The organism is Stenotrophomonas sp. STEN018 (genome assembly GCF_056760235.1).
In genome coordinates this window covers 52,873-74,331 of the sequence record NZ_JBRREK010000016.1, presented here as the reverse complement: position 1 = coordinate 74,331, position 21,459 = coordinate 52,873, and the positions used below count along the sequence as shown (strand labels likewise).

The window sequence follows — 21,459 nt, the reverse complement described above, 5'->3', positions numbered from 1 at the left end:
CCCCCCATGTCCCTCGACACCACCCTGCAGCAATCCGTTGCATCCATCCCCGAATGCGTGGCCGCCGGCTATGTCGACATCAGCTCGGGCATGTTGCTATCGGTACGCACCGTCGATTCGCATCCGCGCGAAGTGCTGGACCTGGTCGCCGCTGCCACCGCCGATCTGTACCAGGGCCCGAACATCCGCAGCATCGAGCAGATGTTCCGCCGCGCCCGCGGTCTGGAAGACCAGGAAGGCGCGCATTACTTCCAGGAAATCATCGTCAACAGCGAAAACCTGATCCATGTCTTCATGCGCGGCAAGCGTTACCCGGACTATGTGATGGTGTTCGTCTGCCGCCGCACCGCCAACCTCGGCATGGTGCTGACCCGCTCGCGCCTGGCCATGCCGTTGATCGAAGCGGAAATCTGATCCATCCGGGCCACGCGATGTGGCCCGGGCTGCAACGCGCTGCTGGCGTGCCCATTGGATACCCAGCAGCTTGCTGGCCTGGCGATTTGAACCTAGCCGACCCGCTGTGGCCCCTCACCTCGCTGCCCCAGCACATCCTGCGGATTCAGCAGGCCGCAGCGCTTCAACGACAGACAGCCACAGCCGATGCAATCGCTGAGCTGGTCACGCATGAACTGCAACGTTGCGATGCGCTCGTCCAGCTCCTTGCGCCAACGCGCTGACATCTTCGCCCAGTCGGCCTTGCTGGGGGCGCGCCCCTCCGGCAGTTCTGCCAGGCGCTCGGCCACCGCCTGCAATGGCATACCCACCCGCTGCGCGGCCTGGATCAATGCCAAACGCCGCAGCACATCACTCTGGAAGCGTCGCTGGTTGCCGGCGGTGCGCTGGCTGTGGATCAGCCCCTTGCGCTCGTAGAAGTGCAAGGCCGATACCGCAACACCACTGCGCCGGGCCACTTCCCCTACACTCAGTTCACGCGTAGACATCACTTGACCTAAACCTTGGTTGAGGTGTGATGCTGCACGCCCCCCAGCCGTAACTCAAGCAGCAGCGCCGCATCATGAGTTCTCCAAGCATCACGCCGGCAGCGCCGGCCAGCAGCTCCATCCTCGCCCCGCAGTACCGCGCCACCACCATCGGCATGGTTGCCCTGATCTCACTGATCGCCTTCGAGGCGCTGGCCGTGGCTGCGGCCATGCCCAGCGTGGCGCAGGCCTTGGACGGGTTGCGCCTGTACGCGCTGGCCTTCGGCGGTGCCCTCGCCACCAGCGTGATCGGCATGACCTTGGCCGGCCGCATGTGTGACCAGCAAGGCCCGGCGCGGCCGCTATGGCTGGGCCTGGGCAGCTTCCTGATTGGCCTGTTGCTGGCCGGTTTGGCGCCGCGCATGGATGTATTGATCGTTGGGCGCCTACTGCAAGGCATCGGCATCGGCGCGATTTCGGTATCGCTGTATGTGCTGGTCGCGCGCACCTATCCGGAAGCGCTGCGGCCGAAAGTGTTCGCAGCGTTCTCCGCCGGTTGGGTAGTGCCCTCGCTGATCGGCCCGGGCCTGAGCGGCCTGATCGTGCAGCACCTGAGCTGGCGCTGGGTCTTCCTCATCGTGCCGGTGCTGGCCTTGCCGGCGGCCTGGCTGCTGTTACCGGCGCTGCGCAGCACCCAAACCAGCATCCGCCGCGATGTCGAGCAGCGACCGGTGGTGCGCTGGGCGATAGGCACAGCGCTGGCCGCGCTGTTGCTGTATGTCGGCGGACAGTTGCAAGGTGCGCAGGCATTGGCGGTGATGGCGGCGGCAGTAGCCGCACTGATCTTCTGTGCCCGTCACCTGCTGCCACGCGGCAGCTTGCTGCTGCGCCGCGGTCTGCCCAGCGTCATTGCCTTGCGCGGCATCGCCGCTTCGGCATTCTTCGGTGCCGAAGCCTTCCTCCCACTGCTGTTGCAACGCGAGCGCGGTTTGTCGCCGCTATGGGCCGGTGCTGCACTCAGTCTGGGCGCGCTGGGCTGGTTCTCCGGCTCGTGGTTGCAAGGCCACCAGCACTTCGGCTGGCGGCGCACGCACATGCTGCAGGCTGGCACCTGGCTGATGCTGGCCGGCCTGCTGATCACCGTGCTTACCCTGTATCCCGGCGTGCCCTTGATGCTGGCGCTTGCCGGCTGGTCGCTGACCGGGCTGGGTATGGGCCTGATCTATCCCAGCCTGTCGGTGCTGACTTTGTCGCTGTCGGCGCCGCATGAGCAAGGTGCAAACAGCTCGGCCTTGCAGCTGAGCGAAGGCATCGCGGTGGCCTCGACGCTGGCGATCTCCGGCTCGCTGTTTGCCGCGACAGTCGGCGGCAATGAAACCACCGGCTATCTGCTGTGCTTCGTGGTGACCCTGCTGTTGGCAGCGATGGCGACCATGGTTGGCCGCCGCATCGGCTGATCGGCACCTGCCGAGCTGCGTTCGATCGCGCAGCCCTGCAAGCTCCTGCGCGGCCATCTTCTACGTGGCAGCGCCTGCATGATCCATTGCCCGGGCTGCACGCAGCCCGGCATAGGCTCAGTGCGTGGTATCCACGCCTTCCACTTCCTGCAGGTCCTTGCGCAGGATGCGCCGCACTTCCAGAACCGCTTCCGGTGTTTCCTGCACACTGTGGCCGGACACGATCACCTTCTCCGACAACGCGCCATCCAGATGCGCGCTCCAGTACGGCACCAGCCCATCGTCGGACTGGGCGGTAGGCACATCGGCCTTACGCTTGGCGATGATGGAGTGGTACTTCAGACCCGGCTGGATCGGCAAGGTTGAGGACGCAATCACGAACGGATCATTGGCCTTCAGATTTTCGATGCTGTTGGTGACGATCGGTTCCTTGGTCTTGTTGCCATCGGCTTCACCCGAATCCTGCAAGGCCATGAAGGCGTCACCGAAGGCCCCCAGGATAGTCAGCGGCATCCGAACCAACTTGCCGATCAGGCGCCCCAGCCGATTACCAGCCGCATCGGTGCCTTTATGCGGCGAGGCCAGGAAAATTGCGCGCTCCACGTTCGGCTGCGGGGTGAAACTCAGTATGGGGCCGAGTTTGGCCTCCACCCGCTTGAGCCGCTCGCCCTGCAGGTTGTAACGCTCGCGGGTGTCGTTCCACAGCACCTGCCCCGAGTCGCTGAGCATCAGCCGCGCGATCACACCGCCCATGCTGTGGCCGATGAACACCATATCGTGCGATGCCGGTGCCGTTCCCTTGGGGTCGAACTGATGCAACGTGCTGTTGAAGGCCTTGCTGATGGTGTAACGGTTCAAGGCAATCGGCGCATTGGTCGGGTAATACACCGACCACACCTGGTAATGCTCGCGCATCTCCTCGTCGCCCATGATCTCGTTGGCCAGGTTCACCCAGGCCTCCGGGCTGCTGGCCAGGCCGTGCAACATGAAGATGATGCGCTTGTTCGGATCGTAGGGCTGCATCAGATAGATATGCGGCTCGCGGATGCCCACACCACGGCCAAACAAGGTGCGCAGTGATTCGGTGGCAAACCCGGACTGGGCAAGCCACAGGCCATAGGCTGCGGTGAAGTTGGCGGCAAGCGGCACTTCCTGCCCACGCATCTGGATGCTGGTGAGGTCGGGCGAATAAGCCTGCAACTGCACATGGCGGGTGGCCAGCACTTCCTCCAGGGTGTTGCCGCTGAAGTTCAGCACAGCGGTGGCGTTGATCGCCGGCATCTCACTGTAGACCGGCAGCTGCTGCTTGCTCTCCTCCACTTCCAGCGCCTGTGCCAACACCGGCGCTTCCATCATTGCTACCAATTCAGCACCAAAACCATCGCGGCGATACGAGCTGCGCAAGCCGGCAAAACTCACCGACGAGGCTGCCACCAGTTGCTTGGGCACACCTTCCAGCTTGAGCCCGTCGAACTGTGTGCTGATGGTCCAGTCATCCACCTGCACCGGCAGGTTGATGTCCTCGCCCTCCATCGCCCGCGTGCGGGTGCGCTGGAACACCACCGAGGCGGCCTGCTCGGTGGCGTAGTTGTAGTAATCCCGCACCTGGGTAAGCCGGTCCTCCAATGCACGCTGCGCCGGGCTGCGGCCGCTGAAGAACAGGTACAGATAGGAATAACGTGCAGTTTCCAACCAGGCATTCAAGGCCGCCGGCGGCAACTCGATGGGCTCGTTGCCCTTGGCCTTGGGCGTGAGCGCCAAAGCCTCCTTCATCCACAGCTCGGCCAGCGTAGACAGGCGCTGCTCGGACTGCAGGCCGTCATTGGTGGTCACCGTCTGCCGGCAGCTGGGCAGATCCTTGCTGCAATCACTTTCGGTCAAACCAATCACCGACAGCGACTCCTGCGACAAGGCACTGAGCTTGCCGGTGCTGAGGATGTCGCCACGCTTGAGCATCACGTAATCGGTGTTGCTCACCGCTTTCATCTTCACCATGGCGCAGCCGCTGGACAGCAGCAGCGCCATTACCGCGACCACCGGCAGCAGCCGGCGTATCCATGTCTGCGGGTTGTGGGTCATGGGGTAGTTCCTGAGGCGGGAATGCCGGGTACACCTGCGCGTATCCGGGAAGAGAAATCAGCCACATCGCCCGCTTCGCGTGCCCGCAGCGTAATACGCCCCGATTGTTGCAGATGTGCCATCGCCACGCCCGGGGTCAGCCCGCCCACGTCGGCGGCGTACTCGGCCAGGTAACCGGAAGCCAGCAGGCGATAGTCCAGCGGCAGATTGGGCTGGATGCGCCGCATCAACTCAAATACCACCGTGGTGCAGTTGCTGGTCAGTGTGTTGTAGAAGCGCGGCTCTTTTTCCAGTAGCTGCGCCCGGTCCACATAGAAGCGCAGCAGATCGCGCATTTTGTCCGGGCTCAGCCCATGCAGACGGTACAGGTAGACATCCTCACCGCGCACATTGCTGCGCGTCAGCACGATGTCGCGCTCATCCGAGGCCACCAGCACCGATTCGAACTTGCGGAAGAAGCCACCCAGCGCCGAGAACGACTCACCCTGCTCCTTGCGGATCTCCAGCGAGAACACCAGCTGCCTGCCATCGGCAAAACCGAATGAAACCAACGTGTGTGCAATCGCCGGGCCCATCCAATAGGACAGGATCATGTCCACCGACTGTACCTGTGACAGATCGTATTCGCGCGCTTCCCAGCGTACGTCGTAGTCGGTCTCGGTACGCCAATGGAAATTACGCACGTTGTCGATGACCAGGCGGTCGCCCTCGATGCGCGCATGCAGCGGCTGCGCTACGTCATCGGCCCAGGCCCGGTCCTGCTGCGGCTTGATCGTCGCCCACCAGATCAGCATCACCGCAAACAACGCACCGAACACCGCCAGCGAATGCCAGCGCCGCACCGGCCCAAAGCCCGCGCGGATCGCCCATATGCTGGGTACACACCACACCAGGATCGCGACCACCTTTGCCACCACGTTGCCGGGGAACTGATACCACAGCGCGAAGCCGCCCCAGATACCTATACCCAAGCACAACAACGCCAACAGGACCCGACCGACGCCACGCACCACACTGCCCAGACGCCGCTTCCCTACATTTGCCACTTCACTCTCCTGAAAGACCCAGTGGCCCCGGAAGCGCACCGCGCCAAGCCGGCAACCACTGCCCAATGAATGGGTCGCCAGCGACCCGCGGCAAAGATAGCCTGCCCAGCGCCGAAAGAGAGGTAAAAAAAAAAAGAACCGGCACATGGCCGGTTCCTCAATTCCGTCACAGCCGAGCGAGCTGAGCTCGGCCAACTACCCTTCAGGTCCGCCAGCGGCAAACCGCAGTCCCGCCTAATACCTTGTTTTTCAAAAAATTAATCGGCATCTGCAATGCAATATTCGGCAAGATTCAATCATCGTCGCCACGCCCCACCACGCGTTGCAACTCATCGAAACCGCCTGGTGCCAGATCCTTCAACAACGTGGTGAAGTCGCACCCCACCAACCGCTGCGCTCTGCGCAATAACAATGGCACCGGGCTGGAAGGCTCCTGCCGCGCATAGAAATCGCAGATTTCATCGATCCGGCGCCGCACGTCTTCCGGTCCGGAAATCTGCCCCGACGGTGCCGCAGCACCGCCACCGGCAGTACCCACAGCTGCGCTCAGCTGACCGTCCTCAAGGGAGGCGACGCCCCCACTACGGGCCTGCCATTGCGGCTGCACGAACCTGTCCAGCTCCAACAGGTCGCCCAACAGCAGTTTCATATCCGGCGCGGCGTGGCCCAATCGGTCACTGAGCAGCACATCAATCGCACGCGCATCTTCCAGCGCACGCTGCACCACCTGAGCTGTGGCAGCCAGGTCCTCTTCCTGGCAATCGCGGCAACACGCTTCGATCTCCACCCTCGACGCAGCGGGACCATCACTACCCTCGGCGAGCTTGATGCTCCCGTCTGCCACTCGCAGGTCACGCAGGCTGAAACGGCCCAGCCTGGCCGACCACACAAAATGCGCTGTGCGCAACAATCCCAGTGCCCCCTGCGGATCTGCCAGCCCAAGCAACGCATTCACCCGCGCGGTTGGATCGTCATCATCCTCTGCATCCAGCTGCGGATGGACCCAAGCCCACTGCTGTTCCAACAGGCCGCGCAACAACGCAATGCCGTCGCCCCAGCCGGCCAAACCGTGCATGCTGGTCCACGCGCTGGTCAGATGCATCGCTACCCGCAGGTCGCGCGTACGCTGCGCCAGTACCAGCGCCTGATCACAGACCCGCTCCCAATCAGGTGCTTCGGCAGCGATGACACTGTCACCGACGGCACGTTCGCTGCGGCTGGTGGCGGCACGCTCCAAAGCCATGAATCCGGGGTCGTACTCCAGGTCCGGACCGCAAGGTGATTCCTCGGACAGGCTGACCCACAGATTTTCCAATTCGCCGTGCATGCTCATTGACGCCCTCTCCTGTCGCTTTCCATGGATATGCTCACTGCGCACACTCCGCGTCCGGATCATCGCGATCACACACCGCAAGCTGATCTGCAGGCAAACGGATACCTGGCTTGACGATACCGAAGGCGCGGTACTCCGCATTCAGCGACCCGACGTCCACATAAGGCATCCGCCGCATGCTGCCGCTCTGCGCACGTGAACCAAGCACCACGATGGGTATGTTCACAGAGCCGGTTATCGTCAACGGAGCACCATTCAAATCTTCCGCATAGAAGTACGCAGGTGGCTTCCCGACAAAATCCACATATGTGGTCGGGTGCGAGGTAACCAGGTAGATCGGATCAATCGAGGTACCAATACCGCCACTGGACCACCAATGCGCTTCGCCCGCACGCACAGATGCCTTGCCTACCTGCAGCAGGTCACCACCCTGTACCTTGAGGAAGAAAGCGGCATCGCCAACATCAACGCTGCGCTGGCTGCCATTGACCGAGCCCAACGCCAACGTACCTGCATTGGTCATGCTGAAGCCCCCTTTGGCCACAAAATCGCCGAGCAGGCCAACGCGGTTTGCCGCAAACGCGGCTGCCGTTCCGAGGCTTGTCGCACCACCGGAGCTACCGCTCAGCGTTTTGGCGACGATGCTGCCGGTGCTGCTCTGCGCGATGTTTCCGGCCGCCTGCAGGCGAACCGCGTCTGCGTTGAGTTGACCTGACAGCTGCAGATCACCACTTCCAACATGCAGTAACAGATCCTTGTTTACCGTGACATTGCCATCGACAAGCAGACTGCTGGCATTGTTCAGATCAAAACTACCCGCCTGGAAATCACCCAACGAGGATAGCCGGTTCTCCCCTCGCAGCTTGACATCGCCAAGTGCGGAACCGGTCAACGCCGCTGCCGTCAGGACACCGCTGTTCTGGGTGATTCCCGCCCTGCTGTTCAGAGCCAGCGTTCCGGCCGAGCTGACGTTTGCCGAAAGCGACAAACCATCGCGGCCGCCAAGCAGCATATCGCCACCGGCCAACCCTTTGCTGATGGACAAGCTACCGCCTTGGGACAACAACGTCAGCCTTGCAGAGCCCACATCAATGGCCATGGCAGGCAGGGTCAAGGTACCTCCTGCCACGGCTGTTACTGCCCCATCACCATTGCGGTTGTCGAGCGCAGTCAACTCCATGTCATTGGCATCTGCCAATACGATGCCATCGCCGCGTGCACTCACCCCGCCCGTGAAGTCATTGCCGGCATTGCCCAACGCTATCGCACCAACTGCCACCAGGTCGGCGGAACCGCCAACCCTCACTGCTGCTGTCTGCGTGATTCCTGCGCCACTTCTTACTTGTAGATCTCCGCCGATGGTGGCGGCTCCGAGATTCACGCCGAGCCCATCGAGATGCGTGTTGCCGAGGATACTCGCGGCGCCCAAGGACAAAATCCCCGTCGCACCAGCGACCAACGATGTTGCATCAACCCGTGCGAGCTGCAGGCTGCCAGCAGCTGCGATCAGCACCTGCTGCCCCTGCAGAGACAGTGGCCCTGTGAACACGTTGGCGGTGTTGTCCAGGTCGATGCGTGTGCCGCTGCGTAGATCGCCGCTACCTGCAATGAACAGCGCCCCCGACTGGGCAATTGAACCTGCTGATGCCGCCATGTTTCCATGAACCCGAAGCGCGTCCACAGTCAACACATCATTGGTGCGCAGTACCGCATTGCCGATGACCGTGCCGTTGCTGATGGACAGATCATCACCGGCAGTGGCGTCCAGGCTGCCTAGCGTGGCATCGGATACGAGGATGCTGCCGGCACTGGTCAAGGTAGCCGCACCATCCACCGCCATGCTGCCGGTCTGGGTGATCGACGCACCGCTTGCAGTCAAGTTGCCGCCAACATCAACGTTGTTGACTGCCAGCGCACCGCTGCCGGCGTCGAGCGCGGCATCGCCAGTGACCGCCAGCGACCCGCTCTGGATGATACCGTTGCCCCTGGCGCTGATACTGCCCGCCGCCAGATCGTTGACTGCCAGTACACCAGTACCAGCATCAAGCGCGGCGCCATTGCTTACCGTCGCACCTGCCAAAATCAGACCATTGCCTGCGCTTGCGGCGAGGCGGCCGGCGGTCACTGCTGCCAGTGACATGGCCCCAGTGCTGCCCAGCGTTGCCGCACCGGTAACAGCGAGCGTGCCGGTCTGGGTGACCGAAGCGCCGTTGGCGCTCAGGTCTGCACCGACGCTGAGCCTGTCCAGAGTCAGCGCATCAGCCGCGCGCAGTCCCGCATTGCCGATGACCGTGCCGTTGCTGATGGACAGATCATCACCGGCAGTGGCGTCCAGGCTGCCTAGCGTGGCATCGGATACGAGGATGCTGCCGGCACTGGTCAAGGTAGCCGCACCATCCACCGCCATGCTGCCGGTCTGGGTGATCGACGCACCGCTTGCAGTCAAGTTGCCGCCGACATCAACGTTGTTGATTGCCAGCACGCCGCTGCCGGCGTCGAGCGCGGCATTCCCAGCGACCGACATGTCTGCAACGTCAAGCCCCGCGCTGCCGGTCGCGTCCAGGCTGCTCACGGCGGGGCCGTCAAGCACCAGAAGACCCGTAGAGCGGATGGTCGTCGTTCCGCCCGATAGATGCACCGGCCCGGTGAACAGATTGTTGCTGTTGCCGAAGCCAATCTGCCCTGTGCCCGCCGAAATACGAGTAAACCCGCCCACCTGGGTGCGACCGGAATTCTGCACGATATCGCCATTGGTGCTGGTAAACGTTGCAGCTCCAGCAGCGGAAACGTTGCCCGACAGCGCGATGCCGTGACTACCCAGCAGATCCAGGCCTGCGCCCGCCAGCGCAACCTGAGTGGTCAACCGGCCGCCATTGGCTGCCAGCGTCAGGTTGGCAGTGCCGGTATCCACATCGTTGCCGGTCAGCGACAAGCCTTTCGCCGAGACCAGACTGACCGCAGAATTGGGCCCGTTGTACAGCTGCGTCACCAACAGGTCGCCGGCGGACTCGACAGCAATCGTCCTGCCTGACAACGCAAGCGCGCCAGCAAACGCGTTCTGCCCATTGCTCAAGGTGATGTCGCCAACGGCATTGAGCTGGCTGGTGCCGGCGACATTCAACACTCCGCTCTGCTGGATGAAACCGCCGCTGACTGCTCCGAGGTTACCCTGGATCGTGGCATCGTCGAAGACGATTCCGTTACCAGACAACGTGGCATTGCCAGCAATCGTGGCAGTGCCAAGTCTCAGTCCGCCGTTGGAGGTTGCAGAAAGACTGTCTGCCTGCACAACGTCCAGATTGAGCGCGGACGCACTGACTATTTGAACAGTGCCACCGTCCAGCGATACCACGCCATCAAAGCGGTTGCCGCTGTTGCCCAGAGTGATGTTGCCCTGTGATGCGAAGCTGGCCGATCCCCCAACGCCATAGGCAGCGGCCTGGGTGATATCAGCGGCAACATCCACGGAAAGATTGCCGGTTGTGGTGATGCCTTTGGCGCCCAGTGATGCGCCGCGCACCGTCAACGAATCCAATGCAGTAGTCCCGCCAACATGGTCGCCAATAGTCACCGCACCGGTGGCGTTGATGTCCAGTGCATGCGCGCCGTTGATCGCCCCCGCAAAGGAGACAGTTCCTGCATCCACGGTCACATCATTGGTCAACAAAACAGGACGATTGAACACAGCGCTGGCATCGACGCTTACGTCGCCTCCCAGCATGGTGGTGCCACCACCTTGTACCAGCAGACTCTGCACATCGACCGCGCCGCCGAACGCGGTGCCGGCACCACCGGTTGCGGCCAGTGCCCAAGGCCCAATAACGGTATTGCCGAACGTCGCTGTGCCGTTCTGGCTCCGCACGCTGGTGAGTGCTTTCAGGTTGACCGCATCATTGAATGCAATGTCGCCACTGGTAGTGACCCCACCGCCCAGCTCGGTAGTACCGGCTGCATCTGTCGTCAGCGATGCCAGCGCGCCGGCCCCTCCAACCGCGCCACCAAAGCGGGTGACACCGGCTGTATTGACTTGTAATGCAAAGCCACCATCGATGCTGCCGCCGAACCCGATGTCGCCTCCGCCGGTGCTGGCAAGGGTCACGTCCTTGGTCAGCACCACTGAAGCGTTGTACTGCTGTGCGCCGCTGGTCCTTACCGATGTCCCCAGCAAGCCGACCGCGGCACTGTCGACCTGCAGGCTGGTCAGTGCATTGCTTGCCCCGATCGATCCGAAACGCACCGTGCCACTGCCTGCATTCAGTGCCAATGCGTGCGCACCATCCACAACTGCCAGGGTTATGTCGCCCTGCACGCTGGTCAGGTTGCTGTCGCCGTTCAACTGCAGCGCGCCGTTGAACGTCTGCGCGCCAACCGTGGTTACTGCGCTATCGATGGCCGCTGGGCCGGACACCGTCAGGCTGGAGAGCGCTGTCGATTGACCTACATCTCCAGCAATGCGGACCGTGCCAAGTGAGTTCAGTGCGAGCCCCCATCCGCCATCAATGCTACCGAGAATGTCGAGATTTCCATCCGCGACCAGCGAGGTATCACGCGTCAATCCGAGTGCGCCAACATACCGTTGGTAGCCCGTCGTGGTTATGTTGCTGGTCAGCTGGAGTTGGGATGCGCTCGCCGTCAGGCTGCTCGCACTGACGCTGCCGAGTGTGAGCAGGTTTCCTGCATTGATGAGGATGTTACTGCCCTGCAGATCGACACGACCGCCAAACGCATTGAGAGCGCCCAATGTGATGTTGCCGCTACCTGCGTGGAAAGCGCTCATGCCCGAAACGTCCAATGCCCTGAACTGGCTTATGGACGAGCCGAAAACCTCCAGGTCGCCGCCATTGGTAACCGTGATGGAACCCAGCGACATGGCCGACCCGACAAGACTGGCGCCACCGCTGCCGATAATGGCGTCATCCAGTGTCAGCGCGCCCAAGGCCTGTGCGAACAACTTGGTGGTCTGGGCCCTACTGATCCCCAGCGCTGTGCTTGCATTGATGTAGACAATGGTGCCGTCGAGCGCTACTTTGCCGTTGAAAAAATTCCCGGCATTTGTCAGCGTCAGATGGCCGTCCGAAGCGAAGCTGGCATCGCCGCCAACGTAGTAAGCCCCCGCCTGCAAGATACCGTTGGAGACGTTGAGGCTGAGGTTGCCGATGGTCGTGATGCCCTGCGCGCTGAACCACCCAGCAGAGACTGCCAGAGATGCCAGTGGATCCATTGCCCCAACAGCACCCGAAAACTCTGTTCCTTCCGCTGTACTTGTCGTCAGCGAGTATGCGCCATCCAATGCGCCGCCGAAGCCAATGGAACCGGCAGAACTGGATAGCGTGGAGCCGCCGAGTAGTACGACATTGTCGCCATAAGTCTGGTCACCTAGAGTATTGAACACGCCCCTCAAGCGCGTCGTTCCACCTGCGCCGGTAGCAAACGATGCCAATGCAGCGGTGCTGCCAAAACCACCAGCCAGCGTGGTGGCACCTGTCGTGTTTACCGTCAGTGCATGCCCGCCATTGGCACCTGCGTTGATACTGATGGAATCACCAAGCGTACTGGTCAACGCGACATCGCCAGTGAGTACCAATCCGTCGCCGTACGCCTGCGCGCCACTGGTGGTCACGTTGCCCCCCAGTTTGGTCGTGCCACCGGCATCTGTCTCCAGCGAACCCAGACTGACGACGCCACCAAATGTGGTCTGCCCGGCGGTATTGACGATCAAGCCGGAAGCCCCGGTGACACTGCTGCCGAACGTAATGTCGCCTGCCGCTGCACTGCTCAACGTGACAGGCCTGCTCAGCGAAACGGAATCGCCATAGGTCTGGCTTCCCGTTGTGCGCACATTGCCGCCCAACTGGGTGGTACCGGCTGCATCGGTGGTCAACGAGGCAAGGGCTGTAGTCCCACCTATTGCATCAGCGAAGGTGGTGGCTCCCGCCGTATTGACGGTCAAACCATATGCGCCATCGATGGTGGAGCTGAAGTCGATGGCGCCCGCCAACTGGCTGGCCAGCGACGTCGTCCCCAACAACTTCACCGGACCGGTGTAGCGCTGCATACCAGTGGTGGTGACGTTCGACTGCAACGATATGCCCGATGCGCCGGAGACATCCAGCGACGCTAGCGCTGTTGAGCCTCCCACTGCATTACCAAAAAGGACGTTCAGGCCTGCGTGGGCTGTCAACGCATGGCCGCCATCAATCACTCCGTTGAATGTGATTGCACCAAAGTTGCTGGAAAGGCTGGCGCTTTGGCCCAGCACTACGGCACCGTTGTAGCTCTGCCCCCCAGCGCTACTGATCACGGCAGGCAAATGTATGGATCCAGCGGTGGCATTCAGTGAGTCAACCTGGACATTGCCAAGGGCCAGGCTGCCAGCGGCTGAGATGGCTACATTGCCAGCGTTGAGCGATACATTCCCGCCGAAGCGGTTGCCGGCATTGGTCAACGTTACCTTCTTTGATGCATTTTTCAGCATGGTGGTACCCGCCACCTCCAGCGCCCCGTTCTGGGCAAGATCGGCGGCATTGCTCAAAGCGAGATTTCCGCTGACCACTCCGCCGATGCTGGATACTTGGTTGGTCGCACTGCTCAGTGTGGCGTCGCCGGTAACTGCCAGCTCAAGCCCTGTGGTGGCAACCAGACTCCCGGCACTTTGGCTGACGCCACCATCACCGGTAAATCGGATGGTACCGGCGTTGACATCACCTGAGACACGCAGCTCACCACCCCGGGCGTCTGCAGAGGCCAGCTCGGTTGCCTTCACCACGCCGCCAAGGTTGATGGCCGATGCTGCCAAAGCCGGATCCAGATTTGCCTGCAGCACGATGCTGTTTGCGAGGATGGTGCCGCTGTTGGTCACGGCAGCGGCGGTGCCGCCTGACAAACTACTGGTTGCTGCCCCCACCACCGCGGTAGCGCCGCTCAGCGGGTCGTAATGGAGGCTGACAGTGCCAGCCGACAATAGATTCACTGTGGTGCCGGTGATGAAGCCACCGTTGGACACAGAAGCTCCCATCAACACCACCGGACCAGTGCTGGTGATCACCCCACCCGCATTGCTGACGCTTGCCGCTGCTCCGCTCTGAGCGAACTCGTAGTTCCCGCCCTGGTCGTCATGGCTCAACGCCAACGAGCTGGCCACCAGTCCAGCAACATTCACCTGCGCGCCGCTGCCGAATGCAATACCAGCGGGATTGATTAGAAACACGTGACCGGTCGATGTCAGCGTGCCATCAATGCTGCTCATCGGCCCATTGGGCACTACGTTCAAGGTAACCGCATTGGCGCCTGGCGTAGTGATTTTGACCACGCTGTCCGCACCGATATTGAAGCTCCCCCAGCTGATCAGTGCTTTGGCCTGGGCCTGGCTGATCGTCATCGTGTTCGAGCCAGGTGGTTCGTAGAAGATCGTTGCGCCGGTGGCAGTCCCAGCCTGCGGCAGCTCCACTGCCTGTGCCCCGGCAGCGTAAGCAAGCGCCAGCGCCAGCGGCAGCAGGCGCAGGCGTGCCGGCAAACAGCGCATGGCGCCGGTCGCCGCGCGTGGCGAAGTGCCAATTTCCGAGGTCACCTGGACTTGGCCAAGGGCATGGTTGAACACAAGGCGGTAGATGCGATTCATGGTTCAGATCCTCAGAAATTCATGCTCAACCGTGCATACGCACGGGCGTCGCGTCCGTCGTTCGCAGCGGCGGAACTGGTAGGCAGTGCACCGGCCAAGCGCAGTTCCATGCCATGGAAGCGCGACAGCCGGAAAGTCACTCCAGCGCCGGCGCTGGACAAACGGGTTGCCGCCAAGTGGCCAGTGGCATCAGCTACCCGGCCGTGGTCGGCAAACACGTCGAACGTCAACAGTTCGCGCCAGGCCAGGCCTTGAATCGGAGACATCCGGTCAGCAAACCCCGGCGCATCCACCTGATACTCCAGGCCTAACAGATAGCCACGATCACCCAGCGTTTCACCCTGCGAGTAGCCACGGATGCTGTCGTAGCCGCCCAGCTGGAACTGCTCCATCGCCGGCAAGCCATTGCGCGTGTACTGACCATTGAACTTCGCCACCAGACGCTGGTTGCGGCTGAGGTACTGCATGCGCATCAAACCCAGCCGCGTCACGGTGAACTGGCTGTCACGATAGGGGTTGACCACGTCGAGTGCTGCCGAGTTGTCACGCAGCGATCGGCGCACGCTCAACTGCGCCAGGTTCACACCGCGCCAACGCGTATCGTTCTGGCGCAGGCCGATGCCCAGTTCTGACACGTCGTAGCGGTGATTGGACAACACCATGCCGATAGCCTCGAAGCGCGAGGACTCGCGCACCAGGCGCGCCGATGCCGTCATCTGCAATGGCACTGTGTTGAGGAATTTCCAGTCCGTCCCAAGGTAACGTTGTGACGCAGGCCCTTTGATGGCGAGTGCCGCCATTGGCCCGGTGTTTACTTCCAGCTCACTCTGGTTGGCACCGGCCAGAACCGACAGCCCGGAGACGCCGCGGATCGGCATGCTGTATGAAAATGCACCGTTGCGACTGGACGTTGGACTGAACTGCCAGTTGCCACTGACAGCAAAAACATCCCCGCGGCCAAGCGGATTGTTCCAGACCAAGCCCGCCTGCACGCGGCCGCGGCCACTCGTCTCAGTGCCGAAGTTGTCGACACTCAGATTCACCGCCCAGGCTCTAGCGGTTTCGCTGGCGACCAGCACCAGGTCCGTCTCGCCCTCGTTCTCGCCGGGCTGCAGCACCGAGGACACCGACACTCCTGGCAGATCGCGCGCGTACAGCAGCGCACTGTCGATATCGCTACGGCGCAGCGGCAGCCCGCGCATGCGTTCGGCGCTGTCGCTCAAAGTGCGCCCTTGATAGCGCTGATTGCCCTGCACGATGACTTTTCCGATACGCCCCTCCATCACCTGTATCTCGATGATGCGGTCCGCCGCAACCGTCTGCGCTGGCAGGTAAGCAACGCTGACCAGGAAACCAGCTTGCCGATAGGCCGTCGTGATGACGTCCGCTGCAGCCTGCAACTGGGCAAAATCCAGCGCCACCGATGATTCGCCTGCGGCCAACTGTTCAAAGTGCGCATCGGCGATGGCCTGAACGCTGGCAGCTGTGATCCGCTGCTGCGGATGCTCCGCTACGCCTTCCACCCGGAAACCACGGACCTCCATCCTCACGTTCGTGTCGCGCTCGGATACAGCTGGCAGCATAGTCTGATGTGCATCCGTGGCTACGGTTGCAGATGCAGTAGTTGCGTCCAGCTCGTAGGCCTGCGCTGCCGGCAGCGCCGCCATGAGAGACAATGCCAACGTGGTCATTTTCATCAACATGGATCCATCAACAAGAAAAAAGTGCGCTGCACCGCACAGCTACAGCCAACGCGTGCAGACCCATTCAGAAGCTCGAAGGTAGGCAGCTGCAGCTGCCCACAGAGAAGGACCTTCATCGGCTCTATTCCCTCAACAGCCAGATCAGCAGACCACCCGCAAGCAGTGCCAGAGCAAGCATCGCCAGCTTCCATACGCTGCTTTTTTTTCGTGCACCCGCTGTTGCAACTGCCGCCCTGGTGGGCTGCAGTGCATTGGGCTGGGTCTGTGCCTGGCGGTTGCGCCCTGCCTGCAGAATGCGCCGGCGACGTTCCCGGTACTCCGCGCGATCAAGCTGACCACGCTGGCGCGCATCGGCCAGCGACCGCAGGCTCGCGTTCGCTTGATTCTCCCAATCGTTCACTTCAGCTCCCTCAATACGCGAAAGCCAACATCGGCTTGAGCTGCAGTCGGCGCGGCACGACGCGCCTCCACCGTGCAGTCAGACCAGAAGCTGGCATAGCTCCCTCCCCGCAATGCGGCACCATCGCCGCCGCTCACCCATTCCCATACGTTGCCTGTCAGGTTCACCAAACCCCAAGGGTTCGCCTCGCGGCCGCGCACACCAGCAGGCCCTCCGGCCTGCTCAGCGGTTGCGGTAGGCGGAATGCAGTTGGAGTCAGGGGCTTGCCGCCATCGCTGACTGGCCTGCGCTGCATGCAGCCACTCGGCATCGGTGGGCAAGCGATACCGCCAGCCGCCGCTGGCGCGCGTCAGCCAGCGCGCATAGCCCTTGGCCTGGCCAAGGGTGACGTTCTGCGCTGGCAAGCGTCCCAGTTCGGCGCTGGTAACCGTCCGTACCGCGCATTGGCCGGTGGCACGGCAGTAGACATTGAAGTCATCTACCGCGATCTCGCCGCGTGCCAATGCAAACGGTTTGCCGCCGGCCATACCCGGCACAACCATCATCATTGGCCCACGGCCTTCGCCCACCGCGTCATAGCAAGGGCGCGCACGACCAGCCAGCCCGTCGCAGGGATCCGGGCCATCCGGAACCGGCGGTAGCGGTTCCTCCTCGCTTGCGGCGCTCGGCAGGGCAGCAGTCGCACCGCGTTTGGTCGACGCCGGTGCCACAGCCGGCCGCGGGGTGGGACCTGCCTTGGGTGCCACCTGGTCCGGCGAGGGTTCCGCCCCGCCAAGCTGGAGACGGTTGCGTAGCGAACCTTGCGGCAGCTGTCCGCGCGCCTGCATCTCGCGCTCCAGCCGCGCCATCGCCGTACCGTCAGTGCGGAACTGGCTGTCAAGCCGTTGCCGCAATTGCTCCCGTTCACCGGCCGGGGTAGCGTCATTGACCGCCATTACCGCAGCAACCAACTGATAGCGCGCCTGCAGCTTGGGCAAGCTGGTGTTGCTCACCAGGGTCGCAATGCCACGCGTCACCGCCTTCACTGCCGCCGGGTAGTCGCCCTTGGCGAATTGTGCATCCGCCTGTGACTGGTAGGCCTGTGCCAGCAAGGCAGGCGCCTGCTCGCGCACGAACGCCGCGTCTGGCTGCAGCGTCCGCAAGCGTGCAAACAGGCTCTCGGCCTTGTCGATATCGCCGGCTGCAACGGCGCGCCGCAATGATTCGCCGCGTGCTAGCACTTCGGCCTGCGCACGCTCCGCCTCCAGATCGGCCATCGCTGCCAACTGCCGCTGCTGAAGATGCGCATGCTGCTGTTGCAGGGATGGCGTCTTCGCTGCGTACTCCAGAGCGAAGTCCAGCAGGATCAGGTCATCGGGCAGCTGAGCGGGCGAATCGTGGGACGCCAGCGTCGCAGCAACGGCCTCACCCAGACGCAGCTGCGCACTTTGCAACTGCGCAGGATCATCGCCCAGTCTGGCCATGACAGCCGCCATCTTTGCCTGCCAATCAGCAGCCGCCGAGGGCGCCTGCAGCAACTGTTCGAAGCTGGCCGTTGCCTGGGCAACGCTACCGGCCGCCGCAGCATCGGCTGCCGGGCGCGCAAGGCTACGCAGCTTTGCCTGCTGCAGCTGCAGACGCAGCGATTGCGGGAACTGCTTCGTGGCCAGCGCCAACTGGCTGCGTGCCAGCTCCCGCTGACCTTTGGCAAGTGCAGTGGAAATTGCCTGTGCGTAGCCCACTTCAAGATCAGGGTTGTGCAGAAGCGGGCTGCCGGGATCAATCATGCCTATCCGTGCCAACGTCTCCTGCAGGCTGCCGGCGCCTTCCGCGAACAGATTGCCTGACCCGAGCAGTTGCTCACCGAGCCGGGTATCCAAAGTATTGAGCTGACTGTCACGCTCACTTTCAATCGCGGCGCGACGCGCGTCCATCGCAGGCGCGTAGAGACGCAAGCGATCACGCAAGGCAAAGACCTTGGCGATGCCGGGAAAGTCAAACCGACCTGCCTCCGGTTTCCACAACTCATCAAGACGGCGCACAAGAAACTGGCGTACCAGGTCGCCGCTTCCAACAAGGAACTGCGCACGCTGCTCGTCATCCAGCGACTCCAGCCCGGCCACGGCCTGTGCTTCATCGCGATAGCGGTCCGGTGCGGTAGCACTGAAGCCCTCGACCACCTTGTTCAAGCGACTGGACGCATCATGCCGCCATAGGCCAACACCCGCCGCAACCAGCACCACAGTCGCCGCTGTGCCATAGCCAACGACGGGTAGCACACGCTCGCGCCAACTCACATCGCGCAGACCTTCCAACAACGCTTGCACGTCCGGCAGACGCTTGTTCTGTTCAAAGGCCACCGCAGCAGACAAGGTCTGGTACTGGCGACGGCTCAACCCGGGGATCCGCGGCAGCCGCCGGCCCTCTTTCAACGCAACTTCGGCACTGTTCTTGTCAAATGGGTGTCGTCCGGTGAGCAGTTCCACACACACGCAGCCCAACGCATAGATGTCGTCAGCAGGTGTCGGTGCCTGTCCACGCAACATCTCCAGGCTTGCATACGCGGGAGTCAGTGCGCCCAACGTAGCTGCATCGAATACGGTCTGTTCACCGCTGGCATCCGCCTTGTGCTGACCAGCGCGGGCGATCCCGAAGTCGAACACCTTCGGTGCACCGTCCAGGGTAACCATCACATTGCCGGGCTTGAAATCGGAATGAACGATGCCCGCTGCGTGCGCGCGTCCCAAAGCGCGTGCCATGCCCTCGATCAGCGGCCGTGCTCGCGCCAAGGACATGCCATTGGAGGCCTGCTCGCGGATGTAGGTACGCAGGTCACTGCCGGCGACATACTCCATCGTCATGAAGACGATGCCTTCGTCCTTATCGAAGTCGTGCACGCGCACGATATTGTCATGAGCAAGCTGCTGCGAACGGCGCGCCTCACGCTGCAGCGCAACCAACGAGTCCGGATGGCGACGGAATTCGTCGCTCAGGACCTTCACCGCCACCCATGGATCGCGATCGCGCGCCTCGATCTTGCGGGCATCCTGCGCCAGGTAAACCACACCCATGCCGCCACGACCGAGCTCGCGTTCCAGCAGGAACCGTCCCTTCAACGTGCTGCCGACCGACACGTAGCGGTCACTTGCGGCAACCACATGCTCCCAGCCGGCAGTTGCCGCGCTGTGTGAATGGCTACCGGTACTACTGACGTCCCGCGGCGCAGCTGCCACGTCATTGGCAGGCAGTACCCGAGTGACATCGTCTGCTTTTTCGCCTGCGCGTGGCGCTGGTTTGATCACCGTTACATCATCATCGGCAACGGCTGCCCCCAGCTGCGTCCGCATGGACTGCATGCGCTCCAGCAACGTACTGATGGTCACCTCATCAATCGCATGCTCTTCACGCATGCGCCACAAGGTCTCAAAGCCGATGCGATACTCTTCTTCAGGCAGGGTCTGGCACTTGTCCAAAGCCGCCAACATGGCGGGAAGATCAAGCTCCCCGGAGCGGAAAGCAGTAACCAATTCGACCACGGAAGGACTGTCCTCTTGCACGTTCTTTACTCCTGGATACGCACGACAACGGCTGATACGTTGTCGCGGGCGGCTCGCCCAAGCGCCAATTCAAACAATCGCGTAAGTAACGCGCGCGGCTCGCGCACTCGACGACATTCCATATCCAACTCAGCATCGGGAATTTCCTTGTTGATACCGTCGGTACACAACAGGAACGGAGTTCCACTGGCGTGACTGGCCACAACCCAATCGATCAACAGCGGTTCCTGTGCACCCACCGCGCGCGTCAATGCACCAGCGTTTGCACCAGCACCGGAAAATTGAGTGACGTCGTCACGCATGCCGTGTACATGGTCACGCGTCAGCTGGCGCAGGCCCCCACCTGACATGCCGTAGGCGCGGCTGTCGCCCACCCATCCACACAGCATGAAGTCCCGGTCGTAGACCAGCACGACCACCGTTGAACCGATCACATCTACCTGCTGGGCATGGGCACGCTGCAGCAGCTCGCCATTGACTTTCTCAAGCTCGTCCTCGATCGCCTCGACAAAATCGGCAATGTCTCCCTGCCGCTGCATGGCCCCAAGCCGCTGCACGATCAGCGCGCTCGCATAGTCTCCGGCGGAGTGTCCACCAAGACCATCAGCAACTACCCATAGCCCGATTTCGTCACGACAGAGAATGGCATCCTCATTCAGACGCCGCACTTTACCGGTATCGGTATGCCCTGCTGACGCATAGGGTTGGGCTACTGCATTCATGCATCCACCTCCATCGAACGTTCGACCAGCATTGCCTGCAGGCAGTCATGCGTCTGCGGCAGACCAGGTAGCGCACAGGACACCGTTGCGTCGCGCCACCAGATGCTGCCGCCCTGCTCCAGGCAGCGCGCCCACAGCTCCCGACGTTCACGCAATACAGGCCCGATTTCGCTGCTGCGGAGCGTTTCATCAGACGCGCAGCCACTGTCCTCACCATCAAGCGCCAGCACCCGCTCATTGAACTCTTCGATGCTGCCAACCGTGCCACTGGCTACCGCGACATGCAGGCACCAGGCTGCGTCGAACCAGGGCAGGTTTGGCCGCAGCAACCCACCAGCATCCGTATCGGCCCGGATCACCTTGCCAATCAGCAGCGGAAAGCGCCGCCCCACGCGGTCCACGCCAGGCGCAACCACGCCTGCGAACGCGCTGCTCCCGCAGGTTGCAGGCGCACAGAGGAAAGCCCACGGCCTGATGCGTGCAGCGCTTGCCGTCGCCCACGCAGGCACGGTCGGCAGCAACTGGCTCACGTGTGCGTCCCAAGCCTGCACCAGTCCCTGCGGCAAGCGACGCTGCACGAAATCGCCCAGCCACGGCAGCTTTCCGTAAAAACCACTGTCTGCGTTGGCACTACTCAAGCCCATC

The 21,459-nt window shown here is 62.3% G+C and carries 12 protein-coding genes; 2 read left to right on the top strand and 10 right to left on the bottom strand.

Going from position 1 to position 21,459, the window contains the following annotated elements; all coding sequences use genetic code 11:
- Positions 1 to 6: 6 nt before the first annotated feature.
- Positions 7 to 414 carry a hypothetical protein gene (locus tag ACVOMB_RS08560; protein WP_282268515.1) on the top strand — a complete coding sequence of 136 codons (408 nt, stop codon included), beginning with the start codon at positions 7 to 9 and terminating at the stop codon, positions 412 to 414.
- Positions 415 to 506: 92 nt separating this feature from the next.
- On the opposite strand, the gene soxR is transcribed toward ACVOMB_RS08560, so the two are convergent.
- Positions 507 to 941, bottom strand: a complete 435-nt coding sequence (gene soxR, locus ACVOMB_RS08555; RefSeq protein ID WP_481530771.1) for a redox-sensitive transcriptional activator SoxR — start codon at positions 939 to 941, stop codon at positions 507 to 509.
- 74 nt (positions 942 to 1,015) lie between these two features.
- Here soxR and ACVOMB_RS08550 point away from each other — a divergent pair, with 74 nt between their 5' ends.
- Positions 1,016 to 2,377, top strand: a complete 1,362-nt coding sequence (locus tag ACVOMB_RS08550) for an MFS transporter (protein WP_481530770.1) — start codon at positions 1,016 to 1,018, stop codon at positions 2,375 to 2,377.
- 117 nt (positions 2,378 to 2,494) lie between these two features.
- Here the strand turns inward: ACVOMB_RS08550 and ACVOMB_RS08545 are convergent, their stop codons facing one another.
- The 9 genes from ACVOMB_RS08545 to tagF all read right to left on the bottom strand — a co-directional run bounded on the left by ACVOMB_RS08545 (position 2,495) and on the right by tagF (position 21,458).
- Positions 2,495 to 4,456 carry an esterase/lipase family protein gene (locus ACVOMB_RS08545; RefSeq protein ID WP_481530769.1) on the bottom strand — a complete coding sequence of 654 codons (1,962 nt, stop codon included), beginning with the start codon at positions 4,454 to 4,456 and terminating at the stop codon, positions 2,495 to 2,497.
- Positions 4,453 to 5,442, bottom strand: coding sequence for an Lnb N-terminal periplasmic domain-containing protein (locus tag ACVOMB_RS08540; protein ID WP_481530783.1), 990 nt, complete (start codon positions 5,440 to 5,442; stop codon positions 4,453 to 4,455). The genes ACVOMB_RS08545 and ACVOMB_RS08540 overlap by 4 nt, the downstream gene beginning before the upstream one ends.
- A 352-nt stretch (positions 5,443 to 5,794) precedes the next feature.
- Entirely contained in the window at positions 5,795 to 6,835 is a 1,041-nt protein-coding gene (tssA, locus tag ACVOMB_RS08535; protein WP_481530768.1) for a type VI secretion system protein TssA, read from the bottom strand.
- Between the two features lie 34 nt (positions 6,836 to 6,869).
- Positions 6,870 to 14,453 (bottom strand): two-partner secretion domain-containing protein, encoded by a 7,584-nt coding sequence (locus tag ACVOMB_RS08530; RefSeq protein WP_481530767.1) that lies wholly within the window; start codon positions 14,451 to 14,453, stop codon positions 6,870 to 6,872.
- 11 nt (positions 14,454 to 14,464) lie between these two features.
- Positions 14,465 to 16,144, bottom strand: coding sequence for a ShlB/FhaC/HecB family hemolysin secretion/activation protein (locus tag ACVOMB_RS08525; protein WP_481530782.1), 1,680 nt, complete (start codon positions 16,142 to 16,144; stop codon positions 14,465 to 14,467).
- A 133-nt stretch (positions 16,145 to 16,277) separates the two neighbouring features.
- Positions 16,278 to 16,556 (bottom strand): hypothetical protein, encoded by a 279-nt coding sequence (locus ACVOMB_RS08520; protein WP_481530766.1) that lies wholly within the window; start codon positions 16,554 to 16,556, stop codon positions 16,278 to 16,280.
- Complete coding sequence (locus ACVOMB_RS08515) at positions 16,553 to 20,092, bottom strand: protein kinase domain-containing protein (RefSeq protein WP_481530765.1); 3,540 nt, start codon at positions 20,090 to 20,092, stop codon at positions 16,553 to 16,555. Before ACVOMB_RS08515 ends, ACVOMB_RS08520 begins: the two co-directional genes overlap by 4 nt.
- Positions 20,093 to 20,097: 5 nt before the next feature.
- On the bottom strand, positions 20,098 to 20,814 hold the full coding sequence (locus ACVOMB_RS08510) for a PP2C family protein-serine/threonine phosphatase (protein WP_481530764.1): 717 nt from the start codon (positions 20,812 to 20,814) through the stop codon (positions 20,098 to 20,100).
- Positions 20,811 to 21,458, bottom strand: coding sequence for a type VI secretion system-associated protein TagF (gene tagF / locus ACVOMB_RS08505; protein WP_481530763.1), 648 nt, complete (start codon positions 21,456 to 21,458; stop codon positions 20,811 to 20,813). The genes ACVOMB_RS08510 and tagF overlap by 4 nt, the downstream gene beginning before the upstream one ends.
- Position 21,459 lies beyond the last annotated feature (1 nt).

Excerpts from the sequence above, each read along its gene's own strand:
- ACVOMB_RS08545 (WP_481530769.1), bottom strand. The coding sequence starts at position 4,456 with ATGACCCACAACCCGCAGACATGGATACGCCGGCTGCTGCCGGTGGTC.
- ACVOMB_RS08530 (WP_481530767.1), bottom strand. The coding sequence starts at position 14,453 with ATGAATCGCATCTACCGCCTTGTGTTCAACCATGCCCTTGGCCAAGTC.
- soxR (WP_481530771.1), bottom strand. The coding sequence starts at position 941 with ATGTCTACGCGTGAACTGAGTGTAGGGGAAGTGGCCCGGCGCAGTGGT.
- ACVOMB_RS08550 (WP_481530770.1), top strand. The coding sequence starts at position 1,016 with ATGAGTTCTCCAAGCATCACGCCGGCAGCGCCGGCCAGCAGCTCCATC.
- ACVOMB_RS08525 (WP_481530782.1), bottom strand. The coding sequence starts at position 16,144 with ATGACCACGTTGGCATTGTCTCTCATGGCGGCGCTGCCGGCAGCGCAG.
- tagF (WP_481530763.1), bottom strand. The coding sequence starts at position 21,458 with ATGGGCTTGAGTAGTGCCAACGCAGACAGTGGTTTTTACGGAAAGCTG.
- ACVOMB_RS08560 (WP_282268515.1), top strand. The coding sequence starts at position 7 with ATGTCCCTCGACACCACCCTGCAGCAATCCGTTGCATCCATCCCCGAA.
- ACVOMB_RS08510 (WP_481530764.1), bottom strand. The coding sequence starts at position 20,814 with ATGAATGCAGTAGCCCAACCCTATGCGTCAGCAGGGCATACCGATACC.
- tssA (WP_481530768.1), bottom strand. The coding sequence starts at position 6,835 with ATGAGCATGCACGGCGAATTGGAAAATCTGTGGGTCAGCCTGTCCGAG.